Origin of the sequence: Pseudomonas sp. MWU13-2100 (assembly GCF_023242365.1) — a bacterium.
Taxonomy (GTDB): domain Bacteria; phylum Pseudomonadota; class Gammaproteobacteria; order Pseudomonadales; family Pseudomonadaceae; genus Aquipseudomonas.
Genome location: NZ_JALLIX010000013.1, coordinates 104,201 through 120,871 on the forward strand (window position 1 = coordinate 104,201; position 16,671 = coordinate 120,871).

At 62.9% G+C, this 16,671-nt stretch carries 18 protein-coding genes; 7 read left to right on the forward strand and 11 right to left on the reverse strand.

The window, feature by feature from the left end; genetic code table 11:
• Positions 1-68: 68 nt before the first annotated feature.
• On the reverse strand, positions 69-494 hold the full coding sequence (locus tag M5B99_RS11770; RefSeq protein ID WP_248804174.1) for a VOC family protein: 426 nt from the start codon (positions 492-494) through the stop codon (positions 69-71).
• Positions 495-601: 107 nt separating this feature from the next.
• Between M5B99_RS11770 and M5B99_RS11775 the strand changes: the two genes are divergently transcribed.
• Entirely contained in the window at positions 602-1,459 is an 858-nt protein-coding gene (locus M5B99_RS11775; RefSeq protein ID WP_248804175.1) for a LysR family transcriptional regulator, read from the forward strand.
• A gap of 146 nt (positions 1,460-1,605) precedes the next feature.
• Here the strand turns inward: M5B99_RS11775 and M5B99_RS11780 are convergent, their stop codons facing one another.
• From M5B99_RS11780 to zur, 7 genes are all read right to left on the reverse strand, one after another.
• Positions 1,606-2,379 carry a MetQ/NlpA family ABC transporter substrate-binding protein gene (locus M5B99_RS11780; protein WP_248804176.1) on the reverse strand — a complete coding sequence of 258 codons (774 nt, stop codon included), beginning with the start codon at positions 2,377-2,379 and terminating at the stop codon, positions 1,606-1,608.
• 79 nt (positions 2,380-2,458) lie between these two features.
• Positions 2,459-3,133 (reverse strand): methionine ABC transporter permease, encoded by a 675-nt coding sequence (locus M5B99_RS11785; protein ID WP_248804177.1) that lies wholly within the window; start codon positions 3,131-3,133, stop codon positions 2,459-2,461.
• Positions 3,133-4,140 (reverse strand): methionine ABC transporter ATP-binding protein, encoded by a 1,008-nt coding sequence (locus M5B99_RS11790; RefSeq protein ID WP_248804178.1) that lies wholly within the window; start codon positions 4,138-4,140, stop codon positions 3,133-3,135. Before M5B99_RS11790 ends, M5B99_RS11785 begins: the two co-directional genes overlap by 1 nt.
• Before the next feature lie 261 nt (positions 4,141-4,401).
• Complete coding sequence (locus M5B99_RS11795) at positions 4,402-5,118, reverse strand: PA5502 family lipoprotein (protein WP_248804179.1); 717 nt, start codon at positions 5,116-5,118, stop codon at positions 4,402-4,404.
• A 37-nt stretch (positions 5,119-5,155) separates the two neighbouring features.
• Positions 5,156-5,944, reverse strand: coding sequence for a zinc ABC transporter permease subunit ZnuB (gene znuB, locus M5B99_RS11800; RefSeq protein ID WP_248804180.1), 789 nt, complete (start codon positions 5,942-5,944; stop codon positions 5,156-5,158).
• Positions 5,937-6,725, reverse strand: coding sequence for a zinc ABC transporter ATP-binding protein ZnuC (gene znuC, locus M5B99_RS11805; RefSeq protein ID WP_248804181.1), 789 nt, complete (start codon positions 6,723-6,725; stop codon positions 5,937-5,939). The genes znuB and znuC overlap by 8 nt, the downstream gene beginning before the upstream one ends.
• Positions 6,725-7,207 carry a zinc uptake transcriptional repressor Zur gene (zur, locus tag M5B99_RS11810; protein ID WP_248804182.1) on the reverse strand — a complete coding sequence of 161 codons (483 nt, stop codon included), beginning with the start codon at positions 7,205-7,207 and terminating at the stop codon, positions 6,725-6,727. Before zur ends, znuC begins: the two co-directional genes overlap by 1 nt.
• Positions 7,208-7,264: 57 nt before the next feature.
• Here zur and M5B99_RS11815 point away from each other — a divergent pair, with 57 nt between their 5' ends.
• Positions 7,265-8,194 (forward strand): zinc ABC transporter substrate-binding protein, encoded by a 930-nt coding sequence (locus tag M5B99_RS11815; RefSeq protein WP_412548724.1) that lies wholly within the window; start codon positions 7,265-7,267, stop codon positions 8,192-8,194.
• 221 nt (positions 8,195-8,415) lie between these two features.
• Here M5B99_RS11815 and M5B99_RS11820 read toward each other — a convergent pair whose 3' ends face one another.
• Positions 8,416-9,366 (reverse strand): homoserine kinase, encoded by a 951-nt coding sequence (locus M5B99_RS11820; RefSeq protein WP_248804184.1) that lies wholly within the window; start codon positions 9,364-9,366, stop codon positions 8,416-8,418.
• Positions 9,367-9,422: 56 nt separating this feature from the next.
• On the reverse strand, positions 9,423-9,713 hold the full coding sequence (locus tag M5B99_RS11825) for a DUF2782 domain-containing protein (RefSeq protein ID WP_103496272.1): 291 nt from the start codon (positions 9,711-9,713) through the stop codon (positions 9,423-9,425).
• A gap of 74 nt (positions 9,714-9,787) precedes the next feature.
• On the opposite strand from M5B99_RS11825, the gene polA reads away from it, so the two are divergent.
• Positions 9,788-12,607: a DNA polymerase I gene (gene polA / locus M5B99_RS11830; RefSeq protein WP_248804185.1), complete on the forward strand. Its 2,820-nt coding sequence runs from the start codon at positions 9,788-9,790 to the stop codon at positions 12,605-12,607.
• 554 nt (positions 12,608-13,161) lie between these two features.
• Here the strand turns inward: polA and yihA are convergent.
• Positions 13,162-13,806 carry a ribosome biogenesis GTP-binding protein YihA/YsxC gene (gene yihA / locus M5B99_RS11835; protein WP_248804186.1) on the reverse strand — a complete coding sequence of 215 codons (645 nt, stop codon included), beginning with the start codon at positions 13,804-13,806 and terminating at the stop codon, positions 13,162-13,164.
• A 189-nt stretch (positions 13,807-13,995) separates the two neighbouring features.
• On the opposite strand from yihA, the gene M5B99_RS11840 reads away from it, so the two are divergent.
• The 4 genes from M5B99_RS11840 (at position 13,996) to M5B99_RS11855 (ending at position 16,663) form a co-directional block, all read left to right on the forward strand.
• Positions 13,996-14,286: a c-type cytochrome gene (locus M5B99_RS11840; protein WP_248804187.1), complete on the forward strand. Its 291-nt coding sequence runs from the start codon at positions 13,996-13,998 to the stop codon at positions 14,284-14,286.
• Between the two features lie 45 nt (positions 14,287-14,331).
• Complete coding sequence (locus M5B99_RS11845) at positions 14,332-14,937, forward strand: c-type cytochrome (RefSeq protein WP_248804188.1); 606 nt, start codon at positions 14,332-14,334, stop codon at positions 14,935-14,937.
• Between the two features lie 207 nt (positions 14,938-15,144).
• Positions 15,145-15,792: a thiol:disulfide interchange protein DsbA gene (gene dsbA, locus M5B99_RS11850; protein WP_248804189.1), complete on the forward strand. Its 648-nt coding sequence runs from the start codon at positions 15,145-15,147 to the stop codon at positions 15,790-15,792.
• Positions 15,793-15,802: 10 nt separating this feature from the next.
• A complete protein-coding gene (locus M5B99_RS11855; protein ID WP_248804190.1) occupies positions 15,803-16,663 on the forward strand; it encodes an endonuclease/exonuclease/phosphatase family protein in 861 nt (286 codons plus the stop codon).
• The last annotated feature ends 8 nt before the right edge of the window (positions 16,664-16,671 follow it).

Here is a 16,671-nt window from a genome sequence, read left to right on the forward strand (position 1 = left end):
ACAGCACTCCGATTCAAATTTCCTTAGCTGAACGGGATTAGGGCGAGCCGGCTCCACAATGACGGAGGTTACTTGGCGAACATCTGCCCGATATCCTTGAAGGCCTTGAACTCCAGGGCATTGCCGCACGGGTCGAACAGGAACATGGTCGCCTGTTCGCCAACCTGGCCCTTGAAGCGCACGTAGGGTTCGATCACGAACCGGGTGCCTTTCTCCTTCAGGCGCTCAGCCAGCGCCTCCCAGGTTGCCCATTCCAGCACCACGCCGAAATGCGGCACCGGCACGTCGTGGCCGTCCACCGGGTTGCTCAGCGCCTGTTCCTGGGCCGCACTCTTGGCCTGATAGTGAATCACCAGTTGGTGGCCGAAGAAGTCGAAGTCCACCCAGTGATCGCTGCTGCGTCCTTCCGGACAGGCAAAAACATCACCGTAGAAATGTCGGGCCGCGGCCAGGTCATGGACCGGGATTGCCAAGTGAAACGGTGAAAGCGCCATATCGGATACCAGGCTGGGGGATGAAGCCCTCAGTGTAGCGATGATTATTTTGCTGGAAAGCGCATATTCTTGCTCCCGAGCCCGACTATTTTTGCTAGGTGAGCCCCATGCTCCGTGAACTCAAGACCTTTATCCGCGTCGCCCGCGAAGGCACCTTTGTCGCCGCCGGCCAGCAGGTGGGGCTGACGCAGTCGGCAGTCAGCGCGCAAATGCGCGTGCTGGAGCAGAACCTCGGGGTGCGCCTGTTCGACCGCAGCGGGCGGGCCGCCGTGCTGAATGCGGCGGGGCGCCATGCGTTGCCCCTGGCCGAGCAGATCCTCGCCTTGTACGGGCAGATGGCCCTGTCGACGAGCGCCGCCGAATGGCAGGGTGAGCTGCGCATCGGCGCCATTGCCACGGTGCAGACGGGTTTGTTGCCCCAGGCCCTGCCGCGCTTTCGCCAGGCGGCGCCGCGGGTGGAGTTGAAGCTGGTGCCGGGCGTTTCCCTCAATTTGTTGAGCCAGGTGGATGCCGGTGAGCTGGACCTGGCGCTGTTGATCAAGCCGCCGTTCGAGTTGCCCAAGGAGCTGCTGGAGATTGCCCTGGCCAGCGAGCCCTTTGTGCTGATCGCGCCGCTACACCTGCCGGGTGATGACCCGCTGCAATTGCTCGCCGAACAGCCGTTCGTGCGGTATGACCGGGCATCCTTTGGTGGGCGCTTGGTCAGTCAGTTTCTGCGCGAGCAGCGGATACAGGTACGCGATGCGCTGGAACTGGATGAGCTCGAAGCGATTGCGCGGATGGTGGAGTGCGGACTGGGGGTGTCGCTGGTGCCCCGGGCGGGGCTGTGGTTGCAGCGGGCGGATCAGTTGCGGGTGATCGAGCTGGGCGAGCTGACGTTTGAACGCCAGTTGATCGCGGTGTTGCGTCGTGCCCAGCGGCAACCGGCGCTGGATTGCCTGCTGGAGTGCCTGGGCGGGTGCTGAGAGCTCCCAGGGAGTCGGCGGGAGTCATGTGTGGATGTACTGTGGGAGCGGAGCTTGCCCGCGAAGAGGCTCTCAAGGACGCCAAAAGCTTCGCGGGCAAGCTCCGCTCCCACACAAGCTCCGCTCTCAAGGAGATCGAGCCGACTTTAGAACGCCGGGACGATCGCGCCCTTGTACTTCTCGAGGATGAAGGCTTTCACTTCCGGGCTGTGCAGCGCCGCGACCAGCTTCTTCATGGCGTCCGAATCCTTGTCGTCCTCGCGGGCTACCAGGATGTTCACGTACGGTGAGTCGCTACCCTCGATGATCAGCGCGTCCTTGGAGGGGTCCAGCTTGGCTTCCAGGGCGTAGTTGGTGTTGATCAGGGCCAGATCGACCTGGGTCAGCACGCGCGGCAGGGTGGCGGCTTCCAGTTCGCGGATCTTCAGGTCCTTGGTGTTCTCGACGATGTCTTTCGGCGTCGACAGGATGTTGTTGGCGTCCTTCAACTTGATCAGACCGGCTTTCTGCAGCAGCAACAGGGCACGGCCGCCGTTGGTGGCGTCGTTCGGGATCACCACATTGGCGCCGCCCGGCAGGTCGGCGAGTTTCTTGTACTTGCTGGAGTAGGCGCCCAGCGGCTCCACGTGCACGCCGGCAACGCTGACCAGGTGGGTGCCCTTGGCCTTGTTGAACTCATCCAGGTACGGCTGGTGCTGGAAGAAGTTGGCGTCCAGGTGCTTCTCGGACACTTGCACGTTCGGTTGCACGTAGTCGGTGAAGACCTTGACCTTCAGGTCCACGCCTTCCTTGGCCAGGACGGGTTTGACGAACTCGAGGATTTCCGCGTGGGGCACCGGCGTGGCGGCCACGGTCAGGGTCTCTGCGGCGTGGGCCGAGAAGGCCGCAACGGCGGCAAGGGCAGCGATCAGTTTTTTCATCGAACGACTCCATGTGAGGGGCGCCGGATCAGGCGCTTGCCGACCTTGGGCCGGCTGATTAAGTTGTATAAAGCGAAATTTATTTGCGGGAGAAGTGCACCACCAACCGGTCGCCGATGCTCTGCAGCACTTGCACCAGGACAATCAGCATGACCACCGTGACCACCATGACATCGGTCTGGAAGCGCTGGTAACCATAGCGGATCGCCAGGTCGCCGAGACCGCCGGCACCGACCACGCCGGCCATGGCGGTATAGCTCACCAGGGTAATCGCGGTCACGGTAATCGCCGCGAGTATGCCCGGGCGGGCTTCCGGTAACAGCGCATTCAGGATGATCTGGCGGGTGGTCGCGCCCATCGCCTGGGTCGCCTCGATAATGCCCCGGTCCACCTCGCGCAGTGCGGTTTCCACCAGTCGGGCGAAGAACGGCGCGGCGCCTATCACCAGCGGCGGAATGGCCCCGGCCACACCCAGGGAGGTGCCGGTGAGGAGCACGGTGAACGGAATCATCACGATCAGCAGGATGATGAACGGCAGCGAGCGCACCACGTTCACCACGAAGGCCAGGATTGCGTAGGTGGCCTTCTGTTCCAGCAACTGGCGCGGGCTGCAGAGGAACAGCAGGATCCCCAGCGGCAGGCCGAGCAGGATGGTGAACACCAGCGAGGTGCCGAGCATCAGCAGGGTGTCGCCGGTGGCTTCCCAGATATCGGCCCAGTCGACGTTGGCGAAGAAATTCAGAAACAGGTCCATCAGCGCAGTACCTCCATATGGACGTCGGCGGCGGTGAAGCGCGCGAAGGCGGCCTCCATGTCGCCACCGGTAACGGCGAGCGTCAGTTGCCCATAAGGGGTGTCCTTGATGCGGTCAATGCGCCCGGCGAGGATGCTGTAGTCCACGCCGGTTTCACGGGCGACGGTGCCCAGCAGCGGCGCGTAGGTGGCGTCGCCCTGGAAGGTCAGGCGCACGATGCGCCCCGGCACATGGGCGAAATCGTCGCGCTGCTCGCTTTCGTCGATCTGCTCGTCTTCCTGCACGAAACGACGGGTGGTCGGGTGCTTGGGGTGCAGGAACACCTCGGCCACGGGGCCTTGCTCGACGATCACGCCGGCATCCATCACCCCGACCACGTCGCAGACCCGGCGGATCACGTCCATTTCATGGGTGATCAGCACGATGGTCAACTTCAGCTCGCGATTGATCTCGGCCAGCAGTTGCAGGACCGACGCGGTGGTTTGCGGGTCGAGGGCGCTGGTGGCCTCGTCGCACAGCAGGATCTTCGGCTTGGTCGCCAGGGCGCGGGCAATGCCGACCCGCTGCTTCTGGCCGCCGGACAACTGGGCCGGGTACTTTTTCGCGTGGTCGGACAGGCCGACCCGCTGCAAGAGTTCCGCGACGCGCAGGTCGATCTCGCGACGCGACAGCTCGCCGGCCAGGGTCAGCGGCAACGCGACGTTGTCGGCCACGGTCTTGGAGGCCAGCAGGTTGAAGTGCTGGAAGATCATCCCGACCTGTTGGCGGAAACGCCGCAGGCCATTGGCGTCGAGCGCCGTGACCTCTTCGTCGTCGACGATGATCTGGCCGCCGCTGGGGGCTTCCAGGCGATTGATCAGACGCAGCAGGGTACTTTTTCCCGCGCCGGAATGACCGATCAGGCCGAACACCTGGCCATTCTCAACCCGCAGGTTGGTGGGGTGCAGGGCGGGAATATCCTTACCGGCGACCCGGTAGGTTTTATGGACGTTATGAAACTCGATCACGTAGCGAACCTTGTGGGGCGCAATGGAAAAGGTCAGCGGTTAGCCGGGCGGGCATTTTAGCCTGTCTGTATAGAGGTATTTAGCATTTATTTCGCATAAAACCTTTCAAATAGACATAAGCCGACCTATGGTCACAAACCCATAACCACTGTGGAGCCGGCTTGCCGGTGATGACTTCCACACGTTCGATGCAAGACTTACAGGCCTCATCGCTGCGGTGCGGCGTCCCGACAAGCCAGCTCCTACAGAAGATCGTCGGCGTTACGGCTTGCGTGGAGTCAACACCACCTGCGCCTTCACCTGTCGGTCGATCTGCTTGTCGATCTTCAGCTCGAAATCAGCATCGAGTTTTTTCACCCGCTTTTCCAGCAGGGTCGCCAGCCATGGGTAATCCTGGGTGCGCGGCACCTGGAAGGTCACCGTGCACTGGTAATTGACCACGTCCGCCGCCAGCGCATCCATCTGTTTGCGCAGTTGCGCAACGTCCTGGATGTTCAGGGCAATCGTGCTGCTCTCGGCACTCGGATCGATCAAGCGCGCCGCCGGCTTGGCTTCGGCCGCCTTGAGCGCCGCCTCGGCCTTTTCCAGTTCGGCCTTGCGCGCCTGGGCAATCGCGCCGTTGACCTCGCCGGTCAGGGCCGGCGCCTTGGGCATCAGCGCCCGGGCACGGCTCAAGGCCGTGGCGGCGGCGTTGACGTCGCCTTTTTGCAGCACGATCTGGCTGCGTTGCAGATAGGCTTCGGCCAGTTGCCGTTGGTAGGTCACCCACTGGGGATCGTCCGGCGACTGTGTCTGCAAGGCACCCAATTGGTCCTCGGCAGTGGCCAGTTCATTGCTGCTGATGCTCTGCTCCAGCGCGGCGATGGCCGCGACCCGGGCGTCGGGCACCGTGGTGTCCACCGGCGGGGTGCTCTGGCAGGCGCCCAGCAGCAGGGAAAATGCGACAAGGAGCAGATAACGGGAGGCGAACGGCTTCATTCCTGCGACTCTCTAATTGCGCAAAAAACGAGCAAGTCTACACCCCTCTGCGTGGCAGGACAAAACTCAGCAGAAACAGGCCGGCGGCCGTGACCACGATGGACGGCCCCGCCGGGGTGTCCTTGAACCAGGACAGCGCCAGGCCGCCGCACACCGCGAGCATGCCGAGCAGGCTGGCGCCCAGGGCCATCTGCTCCGGCGAGCGGGCGTGACGTTGGGCAGCGGCGGCCGGGATGATCAGCAAGGAGGTGATCAGCAGCACGCCGACAATCTTCATTGCCACCGCGATCACCACGGCGATCAGCAGCATCAGCGCCATGCGCAACGACGCTACCGGCAATCCTTCGACGGTGGCCAGTTCTTCATGCACGGTGATCGCCAGCAGCGGCCGCCAGAGGCTGATCAGCAGCACCAGCACCGTCGCGCTGCCCCCGAGGATCCAGTACAAGTCACTGGGGCTGATGGCCAGCAGGTCGCCGAACAGGTAACCCATCAGGTCGATCCGCACTTCATGCATGAAGCTTAGTACCACCAGGCCGAGAGACAAGGTGCTCGGTGCGAGAATCCCCAGCAGGGTGTCAGAGGCCAGGGGCTGGCGCTGTTGCAGGGTCACCAGCAGCACCGCCAGCAGCAGGCAGCCGACGGTTACCGCCAGGGTCGGGCTGATGTCCAGCAGAAAGCCCAGGGCCACGCCGAGCAGGGCGGCGTGGGACAAGGTGTCGCCGAAATAGGCCATGCGTCGCCAGACCACGAACGAACCCAACGGACCCGCCACCAGGGCCAGGGCCAAGCCTGCGAGCAGGGCGTAGAGCAGAAAATCAGCCATGCTTGCAGCTTTCTCCGTGAACGTGGGTATGGGCCGCGTCGGGCTCTTCGTTGACCACGGCGCCGTGCAGGTCATGGGCGTGGTCGTGGTGGTGGTGATAGATCGCCAGGCTCTGGGCATTCTGGCCGAACAGCTCGACGAAGGCCGGGTCGCCGCTGACCTGCTCGGGATGACCGGAGCAGCAGACATGGCGATTGAGGCAGACCACCTGGTCGGTGGTGCTCATCACCAGGTGCAGGTCGTGGGAGACCATCAGTACGCCGCAGCCGTGGCGGTCGCGCAGGCGGGTGATCAGGCTGTAGAGCTCGGCCTGGCCGGCGACATCGACACCTTGCACCGGCTCGTCGAGTACCAGCAGTTGCGGTTCGCGCAACAGCGCCCGGGCCAGCAGCACGCGCTGCATTTCACCGCCGGAGATGCTTTGCACCGGACTGTCGATCACCTGCTCGGCGCCGACTTCGCCGAGGGCGGCCATGGCCCGTGCCCGATCGACACCCGGCACCAGGCGCAGGAAACGCAGCACCGACAGCGGCAGGGTCGGGTCGACGTGGAGCTTCTGCGGCATATAACCGACCCGCAGCTTCGGTTTGCGCCAGACACTGCCGCGATCTGGCTTGAGCAGCCCGAGCACGGCGCGTACCAGGGTGGTCTTGCCGGCACCGTTGGGGCCGATCAGGGTGACGATCTGTCCGGGCTCGACGCTCAGGTCAATGTTGTCGAGCACGTTCTGCCCGGCAAAGGTCACGCCTACCTGTACGAGGCGAATCAGCGCAGTGCTCATCAGGCCCCCTGGCAACCCGAGCAGAGCCCGATCACTTCGACGGTCTGGGCCTCGACGGCAAAGCCGACATCCCGGGCGCTACCGATGATGGCGTCGCTGATGGACTTCTGTTCCAGCTCGATGGCCGCGTGGCACTCGCGGCAGATCAGGAACTGGCCCTGGTGGGCGTGCTCCGGATGGTTGCAGCCGACAAAGGCGTTGAGCGAGGCGATGCGATGAACCAGGCCGTTGTCCAGCAGGAAGTCCAGGGCGCGGTAGACGGTCGGCGGCGCGGCGCGGCGGCCGTCCTGCTCGCTCAGTACGGCGAGGATGTCATAGGCGCCCAGCGGCTTGTGGCTCTGCCAGACCAGCTCGAGCACCCGCCGCCGCAGGGCGGTCAGGCGCAGGCCCTGGCGTGCGCACAGGGCATCGGCGTCGGACAGCGCGCTGTGCACGCAATGAGAGTGATCATGTGGGCGACTGGCGAGAGGGGTTTTGGGCATGAGTGGCGACGGCGTTTGTGAGAGACGTTATTATATTACCTGTTCCTGCCACCCTGAGTGCTCACCGTGCCCCGTCTTTTTGCCTTTTTTGTCGCTATCAGTGCCAGTTTGTTGGTGATATCCCCGGTTCAGGCGCAAGTCAGCGTCCTGACCAGCATCAAGCCCCTGCAGTTGATCGCCGCCGCGGTGCAGGAGGGGGTCGACACGCCTGAAGTGCTGTTGCCGCCGGGCGCTTCGCCGCACAACTATGCGTTGCGGCCTTCCGACGTGCGCAAGGTGCAGTCGGTGGACCTGCTCTACTGGATCGGCCCGGACATGGAAAGCTTCCTGCCCCAGGTGCTCAAAGGCCGCAGCCTGCCGACCGTCGCGGTGCAGGATCTGCCGGGGATGAAACTCCGTCGATTCACCGAAGATAGCCACTCCCACGCCGAAGATGCCGACGAACATGATCATGATCATCGTCCGGGCACGCTGGATGCACATCTGTGGCTGTCGACCGTGAATGCCCGGGTGATTGCCGCGCGCATGGCCGCGGACCTGAGTGCGGCCGATCCGGCCAATGCGCAGCGTTACCAGAGCAATGCGAAGGCGTTCGACGGGCGGCTCGATGCCCTGGATGCGCGGTTGAAGGCGCGTCTGGCGGGCGTGGCGGGCAAACCGTACTTTGTCTTCCATGAGGCCTTCGATTACTTCGAGGATGCCTATGGGCTCAAGCACGCCGGCGTGTTCAGCGTGGCCGCCGAAGTGCAGCCGGGCGCTCAGCATGTGGCGGCGATGCGCACACGCTTGCAGGAAGTGGGCAAGACCTGTGTGTTCAGCGAGCCGCCGTTGCGTCCGCGGCTGGCGGAAACCCTGGTGAGCGGCTTGCCGGTGAAGCTGGCCGAGCTGGATGGCCTGGGTGGCTACACGCCAGCATCGGCCCATGGGTATGAGCAGGTGCTGGAGAAGCTCGGCGATGACCTGGCGGGGTGTCTGGAGCACCTGTAAGGAATACGACCCCTGTTCCTGCGGGGCAATGCGCTTCACTTGAGCTTGAACACCTACCCTGTGGGAGCGGAGCTTGCCCGCGAAGAGGCCCGTGTGGCCGCTAAAAGCTTCGCGGGCAAGCACCGCTCCCACACAAGCACCGCTCCCACACAAGCACCGCTCCCACACAAGCCCGCTCCCACACAAGCACCGCCCCCACGGGTTATCTTGCGCGCTTCAGATCAGAGGGCAAACGGCAACGAGCAACTGACCTGCTGGCGCTGCCCCAGGCGCCGCTGGAACTCCATCGGATCGTGGATCAGCACGTCCTGTCCGGCAAAGGACTCGGCGGCAATCAGGCGCGACAGCCAGAAGCGCACGCAAGCCACCCGCAGCATGGTCGGCCACAGTTCCGCCTCGCTCGCGGTAAACGGCCGCAGACCGGCATACGCCCCCAGCAATGCCCTGGCCCGTTGCCCGTCGAGCACCCCGGCGTCATCCGAGCACCAGTCGTTCAAGGCAATCGCCACGTCGTAGAGCATCGGCCCGGAACAGGCGTTGTAGAAGTCGATCAACCCGGTCAGGTGGGTGCCTTCGAACATCGCATTGTCACGGAACAGGTCGGCGTGCAGGTTGGCCCTTGGCAGTGCGAGGATCTGCGCCTTGTACCGGCCGATCTCTTCCAGCGCCGCTTGCAGCAAGCCGCGCGCCTCGTCGCCCAGGTGCGACTTCAGCTTTTCGCCCTCTTCGAGCATCCAGTCCAGGCCGCGATCGGTCTTGCGTTCGAGGATATGGTCGCGGGTCGCCAGGTGCAGGTGGCCGAGCAACTCGCCGACTTGCGCGCAGTGCTGGGCGTTGGCCACCTTGATGTGCTTGCCGGCCAGCCGCGGCTGCAGCAACGCCGGCTTGCCGGCCAGTTCGCGCAGGGCCTGGCCGTCGGTGGTGCGTAAGGCATAAGGCACCGGCAGGTCGGCGTCATGCAGCACGTCGAGCAGTTCGATGAAGAACGGCATTTCCTGCACCGGTCCGCGTTCAACCAGGGTCAGGACGTACTCGCCCTTCTCCAGGCTGATGAAGAAGTTGGTGTTTTCACTGCCGGCGGCAATTCCCTGGAAGTCGAGCAGACGACCGAGCCCGTAAGGGGCGAGAAAGGTTTCCAGCTCGGGCCGAGCCAGGGGGGTGAACACAGACATGGTTAAAACTGCCAGTACGGGCGCCGCCCAGGGCGGCGCCGATTAAAGTTAAGGGCTTACTTCCACTCGAAGATCTTCCATGCCGGAATCAGCATGTCGGGTTGGTCCGAGCGGATATAGTTTGCATCAGTACCATCGGCACGGACCAGAAAGTAGGGTTTGCCACCCTTGGGGGTGACCTTGATGGCGTACAGAAAGCCATTTACCCGGTATTCCTGGATCGTTTTGTCACCTTCCGTGTGAATCGTCACTTCTGGTTCGGCTGAAGGCGCATCTGACGCGGCCATGACGGCCAGCGGCGCGAGCGCAAGCAAGCCGCCCAATAACAGGCGATTGAGTTTACGCATGATAACCTTGTCCCTTTGTCGTCAACGGTCCGGCTATTCTAGCGCCGCACCCGCCGAAAAGGTTGATCGTACTCATGAACCAAGCTCCTCTCGTCCTGGTGGACGGTTCTTCCTACCTGTATCGCGCCTTCCACGCGATGCCGCCGCTCACCACGTCCAAGGGGTTGCCCACCGGGGCGGTCAAGGGCGTGCTGAACATGCTCAGAAGCCTGCGCAAACAGTATCCGCAGAGCCCCTTCGCGGTGGTCTTCGACGCCAAGGGCGGGACCTTTCGCGATGAAATGTACGCCCACTACAAGGCCAACCGCCCGAGCATGCCCGATGACATGCGCGTGCAGATCGAGCCGCTGCATGCCAGCGTGCGTGCCCTGGGGTTCCCGTTGCTGTGCGTGGAAGGCGTGGAAGCCGACGATGTGATCGGCACCCTGGCCCGCAGCAGCGCGGCCGCCGACCGTCCGGTGGTGATCTCCACCGGTGACAAGGACATGGCGCAGTTGGTCGACGGGCACATTACGCTGGTCAATACCATGAACGAAACCTCGATGGACGTGGAGGGCGTGAAGGCGAAGTTTGGCGTCGCTCCGGAGCAGATCATCGATCTACTGGCGCTGATGGGCGACTCTTCCGACAATATTCCCGGGGTCAAGGGTGTCGGCGAGAAAACCGCCGTGGCCCTGCTGGTGGGGGTCAACGGTGGCTTGAAAGAGCTCTACGAGCAGCTTGACCAGGTGCCGAACCTGCCGATTCGCGGGGCCAAGACCTTGCCGGCCAAGTTGCTCGAACACAAGGATATGGCGTTCCTGTCCTACCAGTTGGCGACCATCAAGGTCGATGTGCCGCTGGAGATCGGCCTGGACGACCTGCACCTGGCTGAGCCGGACCGGGAAAAACTCGCCGAGCTGTATGCCGAGCTGGAGTTCAAGAGCTGGATCGATGAGTTGCAGCGCGAAGCCAAGCGCATCGAGCTGGCCGCTGCCGCGGCGCCGGTGGCTGACAGCGCCGGGCTCTTCGATGCCGAGCCGGCTGACAGCGCGTTGCCAGTGGCCGAGGCGCCCAGCGAGCCACAGTACGAAATCATTCTCGACCAGGCCCGTTTCGACGTCTGGCTGGAGAAGCTCAAGGGCGCCAAGCTCTTCGCCTTCGACACCGAAACCACCGGCATCGACGCGCAACAGGCGCAACTGGTGGGGCTTTCCTTCGCCGTCCAGGCCAATGAAGCCGCCTATGTGCCGCTGGCCCATTCCTATCTCGATGTGCCGCGGCAACTGGACCGCGACAGTGTGCTGCGGGCCTTGCAGCCGCTGCTGGAAGATCCGGATAAGCTCAAGGTCGGCCAGCACGCCAAGTTCGACATGAATATCCTCGCCAACTGCGCTATCGGCGGCGACCCGGCGTGCGGCATCACCGTGCGCGGCATTGCCTTCGACACCATGCTCGAGTCCTACGTGCTCAATGCCACGGCGACCCGCCACGATATGGACAGTCTGGCGAAGAAATACCTCGACTACGACACCGTCAGCTTCCAGGACATCGCCGGCAAGGGCGCCAAGCAACTGACCTTCGACCAGATCGCCCTGGAGCAGGCCGGGCCTTATGCCGCCGAAGATGCCGACGTGACCTTGCGCCTGCACCAGGTCCTGCATGAGCAACTGGCCGCCGTGCCGAGCCTGCTCAGTGTGCTGACCGATATCGAAATGCCGCTGGTGCCGGTCCTGGCGCGGATCGAGCGCCAGGGCGCGCTGGTGGATGCGGCGTTGCTCGGGGTGCAGAGCATCGAGCTGGGCAAGAAGATGGTGGAGTTGGAGCGCGAGGCGTTCGTGATCGCCGGCGAAGAGTTCAATCTCGGTTCGCCCAAGCAGTTGGGGGCGATCCTCTACGAGAAACTCGGCCTGCCGGTGCTGAAGAAGACCGGCAAGGGCCAGGCGTCCACGGCTGAAGAGGTGCTGGCCAAGCTGGCCGAGGACGATTATCCGTTGCCCAAGGTACTGATGCAGTACCGCTCCATGAGCAAGTTGAAAAGCACCTACACCGATCGCCTGCCGGAGCAGATCAACCCGCGTACCGGGCGTATCCACACTTCCTACCACCAGGCGGTGGCGGCCACCGGGCGCTTGTCCTCCAGCGACCCGAACTTGCAGAACATCCCGGTGCGCACCGCCGAAGGGCGGCGGATTCGCCAGGCGTTCATCGCGCCCAAGGGCTACAGGCTGCTGGCGGCGGACTATTCGCAGATCGAGCTGCGGATCATGGCCCACCTGTCCAAGGACGAGGGGCTGCTCAATGCCTTCCGTCACAACCTCGACGTGCACACAGCGACGGCGGCGGAAGTGTTCAAGGTCGGGTTGGGCGAGGTCACGTCCGACCAGCGCCGCAGCGCCAAGGCCATCAACTTCGGCCTGATCTATGGCATGGGCGCGCAGAAGCTGGGCAAGGACATCGGCGTCGACACCAAGACCGCCAAGGCTTACATCGACGTGTATTTCGCCCGTTACCCGGGGGTTCGCGAATACATGGAGCGCACCCGCGTCCAGGCGTCGGAGCAAGGTTACGTCGAGACCCTGTTCGGGCGTCGGCTGTACCTGCCGGACATCCACTCCAACCGTCCCCAGGAGCGTGCTGGCGCCGAGCGCACGGCGATCAACGCGCCGATGCAGGGCACGGCCGCGGACATCATCAAGAAGGCCATGGTGGCGGTGGATAACTGGCTCTGCGAATCCGGCCTGGATGCCCGGGTCATCCTCCAGGTGCACGATGAGCTGGTGCTGGAGGTGCGCGAGGACCTGGTGGAAGAAGTCAGCGAGAAGATTCGCGTCTACATGAGCGGCGCGGTGCAGCTGGATGTGCCGTTGCTGGTGGATGTAGGCGTGGGCAACAACTGGGACGAGGCGCACTGAGCCTGGACCTTGAGTGCGCCACGGACCTTTGTAGGCGCCAGTTTGCCGGCGATGGCGGCCTGACAGTCACTGCAAGGCTTGCGGGCCTCATCGCCAGCAAGCCGGCTCGCACAAAAGCAGGGTTTTGCCGTGACATGACGTCGCGGCAAAACACCATCGAAAGGCCATTAGTTCAGGAATAGGCGCCACTTATGCCGAATAGTTTTTGAAAATTTTCGGAACTAAATCGGCAAAGCGGCACTCAGAGTTACTGAATGGCTGGTGAAGCCCTTCGATGCTCCTATGTTGTGTTAAGTGTTGGCAGATATTCCGGACGCCGCCCTAGCGGTTCGGAACTTGAACCCCGAACTTCCCCTCCCCATACGAAGTCCGGGGTTTTTTTTGTTTAAAATTTGCCACCATGGTGCGTCGCGCGCGTCAGAGGCCGACTTGCAGCTCCTTGTAGGCGCTGGCTTGTCGGGACGCCGCATCGCAGCGATGAGGCCCTTGAGCCTTGCATCGCTGTTTCGGCCGCCATCGCCGGCAAGTCGGCTCCCACACAGGTTTTCGGCGCTTTATTCCGCCGCGGCTTCGCTGCCCTTGTCCGCCAGTTCCATCCAGTTCGCCAGCACCGTGTAGGCCTCTTCCAGGCCCTGGCGCTTGGGCGCCGAGAACAGCTGGATGCTGATGGCGTCACCCCAGCCCTTGCGGATTTCGGCCTGTACCTTGAGCAAGGTGTTCTTCGCCGCGCCATAGGTCAGCTTGTCGGCCTTGGTCAGCAGGATGTGCATCGGCATGCCGCTGGCCACCGCCCAATCGAGCATCAGCAGGTCGAAGTCGGTCATCGGATGGCGGATGTCCATCATCAGGATCAGACCTTTCAAACTCTCCCGGCCACCCAGGTAGGCTTCCAGGTGACGCTGCCAGTGCAGCTTGAGCGGAATCGGAACTTTTGCATATCCGTAGCCCGGCAGGTCGACCAGACGCCGATCATCGTCTAGCTTGAAGAAGTTCAACAACTGTGTGCGCCCCGGGGTTTTCGAGGTGCGCGCCAGGCTCGCATGGGTCAGGGTGTTGAGGGCGCTGGATTTGCCGGCGTTGGAACGGCCGGCAAAGGCCACTTCAAAGCCTTCGTCGTCCGGGCACTGGTCGACTTTGGCGGCGCTGAGCATGAAGGTGGACTGTTGGCACAGGCCGAGAATGGGGTTCTTGAGTTGCATGGGATTTCCGATATGGGCGGTGCCGGGGATGGACGCGGCAGCAGTGTCATTTCCGTTTCAGTAGCGCCAGTATATAATGCCGCAGATTTTGTGTGTGCTTTGTCCCTACACAGGATAAAGCCCGCGGGGGCGATAGACCTAGACCGCGCAGTAGAACGCGGTACGCCCCCAACCCTGAGAAGGTCATTTATGACCCAATGGCTGCTGGCCGCCGGGCTCTTGATGCCGCTTTGCAGCGCGCAGGCTACACAGGATCCGGAAGCCGTGTACAACCGTGTTTGTGGTGCCTGCCATGCCGGACAGCTGCCGATGGCCCCTCGAAAGGGTGACCAGGTGGCCTGGAAGCCAAGATTGGCGCAAGGTATGGATACGCTGGTGCAACACGTGACCCAGGGTTTCAAGGCGATGCCGCCGCGTGGTTTGTGCATGGACTGCAGTACCGAGGATTACCGAAGCATCATCCAGTGGATGAGCGAGTAAGCCCGGTCCATAACTCTTAACCCTTAGCCGTAGTTGGATTAGCTGATGAACAAACTGATCGTGAGTCTGCTGTTGACCCTGGGGATCACAGGCCTGGCACAGGCCGCTGGCGATGCCAAGGCCGGTCAGGCCAAGGCCGCTGTCTGCGGAGCCTGTCACGGGCCCGATGGCAACAGCATGGCCCCCAACTTTCCGAAACTCGCCGGCCAGGGCGAACGCTACCTGACCAAGCAGATGCAGGATATCAAGTCGGGCAAGCGCACAGTGCTGGAAATGACCGGCCTGCTGACCAACCTGAGCGATCAGGACCTGTCCGATATCGCCGCCTACTTTTCCAGCCAGCAAGGCAGCGTCGGTGCCGCCGATCCCAAGGTCGTGGCCCATGGCGAAGAGTTGTTCCGCGGCGGCAAGCTGGATCAGGGCATGCCGTCCTGCATCGGTTGCCACTCGCCCAATGGCGCGGGCAACGCCGCCGCCGGCTTCCCGCACCTGGGCGGCCAGCATGCGCAATATGTCGCCAAGCAGTTGACCGACTTCCGCGAAGGCAACCGCACCAACGATGGCGATACCAAGATCATGCAGAGCATCGCCGCGAAGATGAGCAACAAGGATATTGAAGCCGTTTCCAGCTACGTACAGGGCCTGCACTGAGGTTCTGACGGTCAGGCGCGCGGCGGGCTGTCATCTTTCGCAACGTTAATGATCGATTAATCCGCGGCTGCAACGATAAAAGGGTGGCCTTGGCCGCCCTTTTTTGTGGCCGCTGCCGTTACACTCATTATCGAACTAGAGCCCGCGCCGATCTGTCGGAGTTACAGGTCGTGTCCGGGGCGACTTATCCATGTCCAGGAGCAAAGCATGCGTAATCTGATTCTCAGCGCCGCACTCGTCACCGCCAGCCTGTTCGGCATGACGGCCCAGGCCGCCGATGTGCCGCTCGAAGCCGGCAAGACCTACGTGGAACTGAGTAACCCGGTGCCGGTTGCCGAGCCGGGCAAAATCGAGGTGGTCGAGCTGTTCTGGTATGGCTGCCCGCATTGCTACGCTTTTGAACCGACCATCAACCCTTGGGTTGAGAAGCTGCCCAAAGATGTGAATTTCGTGCGTATTCCCGCGATGTTCGGCGGCCCTTGGGATGCCCACGGCCAGTTGTTCCTGACCCTGGAAGCCATGGGGGTGGAGCACAAGGTGCACGCGGCCGTGTTCAATGCCATCCAGAAAGAACACAAGAAGCTCACCGACAAGCAAGAGATGGCCGATTTCCTGGCCACTCAGGGTGTTGACAAGGACAAGTTCCTGGCGACCTTCGACTCGTTCGCCATCAAAGGCCAGATCGTCATCGCCAGAGACCTTGCCAAGAAGTATGAAGTCAGCGGTGTCCCCACCATGATCGTCAACGGCAAATACCGCTTCGACCTTGGCACCGCCGGTGGCCCTGAAGCCGCGCTGAATGTCGCTGACCAGTTGATCGCCAAAGAGCGGGCGGCCATGGCGGTGGCCAAGTAAGGCCGCCGCCGTGATCGGGCGCTGGGGGACGGAGCGTCTCGTTGGCTTGCATGAGCCCAAGGTCAACGAGCATCACCTGGAGAGCACCGGCCTGCCGGCGGACAACCGCCTGCGCCTGCTCAGTTTCAATATCCAGGTGGGTATCAGCACGCAGCGTTATCGACATTACCTGACCCGTGGCTGGCAACATCTCTTGCCCGCCACGGGGCGGGCGGACAACTTGCAGAAGATCGGCGGCCTGCTCGCCGATTTCGACCTGGTGGCCCTCCAGGAGGCCGATGGCGGTAGCCTGCGTTCAGGCTACGTCAATCAGGTCGAGCACCTGGCGCAGCTCGGCGCCTTTCCCTACTGGTACCAGCAACTCAATCGCAACCTCGGGCGCCTGGGCCAGCACAGCAATGGGGTACTGAGCCGTTTGCGGCCCTCGGCGATCGAGGATCATCCCCTGCCGGGGCCGGCCGGGCGCGGGGCGATTCTCGTGCGGTTTGGCGAGGGCCCGGAAGCCCTGGTGGTGGTGATGATGCACCTGGCCCTGGGGGCGCGGGCACGTACCCGGCAACTGGCTTATGTCCGCGAGCTGATCGGTGGTTTTCGGCACCTGGTGCTCATGGGCGACATGAACACCCAGGCCAGCGACCTGCTGCTACACTCGCCTTTACGCGACCTCGGCTTGCTCGCACCGCAGGTGGAAGCCACTTTTCCCAGCTGGCGTCCACAACGTTGCCTGGACCACATTCTGCTCAGCCCCAGCCTGACCCTGGAGCGAGTCGAGGTGCTGGCCCAACCTATTTCCGATCATTTGCCGGTAGCCGTCGAAATTCGTCTGCCAGGCTCCATCGGTTCTGATACGTTGCCGGCCTTGAGTAGCTAAATCTCGCG